The organism is Sphingomonas sp. (assembly GCF_048594985.1).
Taxonomy (GTDB): domain Bacteria; phylum Pseudomonadota; class Alphaproteobacteria; order Sphingomonadales; family Sphingomonadaceae; genus Sphingomonas_I.
In genome coordinates, this window is sequence record NZ_JBMDXG010000008.1 from 1 (window position 1) to 1,850 (window position 1,850).

Annotated in this window: 2 protein-coding genes; one reads left to right on the forward strand and one right to left on the reverse strand. The window is 68.3% G+C overall.

All coding sequences use genetic code 11. From position 1 onward, the window contains the following. Window positions 1-13: 13 nt before the first annotated feature. The gene (locus ACOJSF_RS00195) at window positions 14-1,336 is read right to left on the reverse strand and encodes a sensor histidine kinase (protein ID WP_420140229.1); all 1,323 of its coding nucleotides are present in this window, start codon (window positions 1,334-1,336) and stop codon (window positions 14-16) included. Between the two features lie 184 nt (window positions 1,337-1,520). Between ACOJSF_RS00195 and ACOJSF_RS00200 the strand changes: the two genes are divergently transcribed. Beyond that, the coding region (locus ACOJSF_RS00200) for a hypothetical protein (RefSeq protein ID WP_420140228.1) at window positions 1,521-1,850 on the forward strand (330 nt) is incomplete at its 3' end.

Consider the following 1,850-nt stretch of genomic DNA (forward strand, 5'->3'; position numbering starts at 1 on the left):
TCCGCGCCTCTCGTCATGTGCCGTCTCCCCCGTCGAAGCGGATCCGCATTTGTGCCATGGCGCCACCACCCTCAGTGCGCTGGAACGAGAATTGCCCGCCGAGGCTCTCGATCCGCCGCCTCAGGCCCGACAGCCCGAGTCCCGCCTGACGGCCGGGCTGCGGCCCGGCCAGCGGCGTGCCTGGGCCGTTCTGGACCGTGATGATCAGTGCATCGCCATCAATCGCAGCCTCGACCGCCTGTCCTGCACCGCCGGCATGGCGCCAGGCATTGCTCAGCGTCTCCTGTATGAAGCGATAGGCGCCGATGCCGATGGAGTGCGCCAGCCGCCGATCCTCGCCGAGGAAGCTGACAGAGACGTCCGTGCCGCTGCGGGCGCGGTGCACCGATGCGGCCCGGGCGACGATCGCGGCGATCGTCATCGGCTCGATTTCGGGGAGCGAGAGATCGGTGCAGATGTCGCGGATTTCGCGCATGGCATCGGCCAGGGCGCCGCGGACGGCGGCCAGTTCCTCCGACCGGCGGCCGGCATCGGAAGCGGAGACGGCGGAATCGAGCCTCAGTGCGGCGAGGCCAACCAGCTGGGCCGGTCCGTCGTGAAGGTCGGCGCTGACCCGGCGCAGCATCCGCTCGTTGAGTTCGCTGACCTCGCGCGCCGCCCGTTCGATATCGAGGCGCAGCTGGCGGTTCTGTCCCGCGATCCGCTCGGTCTCGGCCATCCGGTCCTCGAGCGCGCGGCGTTGCTCCGCGATCAGGCGGCTGCCGCGATGAACGATACCGAACAGCGACGCGCCAATGCCGAGCGTCACCGCCGCGACCGTGAACCAGGCCTGCAGGCGGACGTCGTCGAGCGTCTTCTCCAGCGCGGACGCGTTCTCGTAGAACTCCACGGCGCCGATGATCCGCCCCGAAAATGTCTGGCGCAGCGGGCTGTAGATCTCGAGCAGGGGCAGATCCTTCGAGCGTTCCGACGCATTCTCGGCATCGCCGAGATGGTCGAACTCCGCGACCACATTGCCGGCGAGGGCGCCCTTGAGGCTTTCGGTCGGCGGAAAGGACTGGCCGATCAACTCGGGCTCGTCGGAATAGGCAACGCGGCCGTCGGGCTTCCAGATCTTGATCGCCACCACGCGCTGGCCGAGCGCACTTTCCGACAGCATCTCCTCGATCGCCCGGGTCGGTCCGATCGACAGCGTGTCGGCGGTGTCGAGTTCCTGCGCCAGAGGGGCGATGAAGCTGTCCATGAACAGCGCGGTCGCGCTGGCCGTATTGTCGATGACGCTCTGTTCGATGCGGGCCGTTACGAAGGAGCCGATGATCAGCATCGAGATCAGCATGATCACGCCCCCCGCCAGCGCGAAGCGGCGGGAGAGATCGTGCGGCTTGGTGACCCCAGCCTGTCCTTGACCTGCCATGGCACGACCATACAGGCGGAGACGCGCAGCCGACAGCCGGACCAAAGTCCGATCGCGGCATGCCCGCCGATCGGGCGCCTCTTGAAACCGCGGGCTCTCCGGCAAGATGACAGCGAAGGCGGCGGGTGCCAGGGGCGGGTGGATGACGGTGTCGATGCGGTTGCGCGGGTGGTGGGCGGCGGTCGAGCGCTATGCGGCGCATGCCGATCCGCGGGTCACCGCCTGCAACTGGATCGCGCTCATTGTCGCGTCCAACCAGCCCTTCTATCCGCTCTATGTCGAGGGCGTGGCCGGCACGGGCGGGTTCGCGGCGATGCTCACCTTCCTTTCGACGCCGTTTTTCGCGCTGGCGCCGCTCGTCGCACGGCGGAACGATCGCCTCGGCCGCGCGATGCTGCCGCTGGCCGGCATCGCCAACAGCCTGCTGGCATTCGTC

Coding starts and splice junctions, on each gene's coding strand:
- ACOJSF_RS00195 (WP_420140229.1), bottom strand. CDS start 1,336: ATGCTGATCTCGATGCTGATCATCGGCTCCTTCGTAACGGCCCGCATC.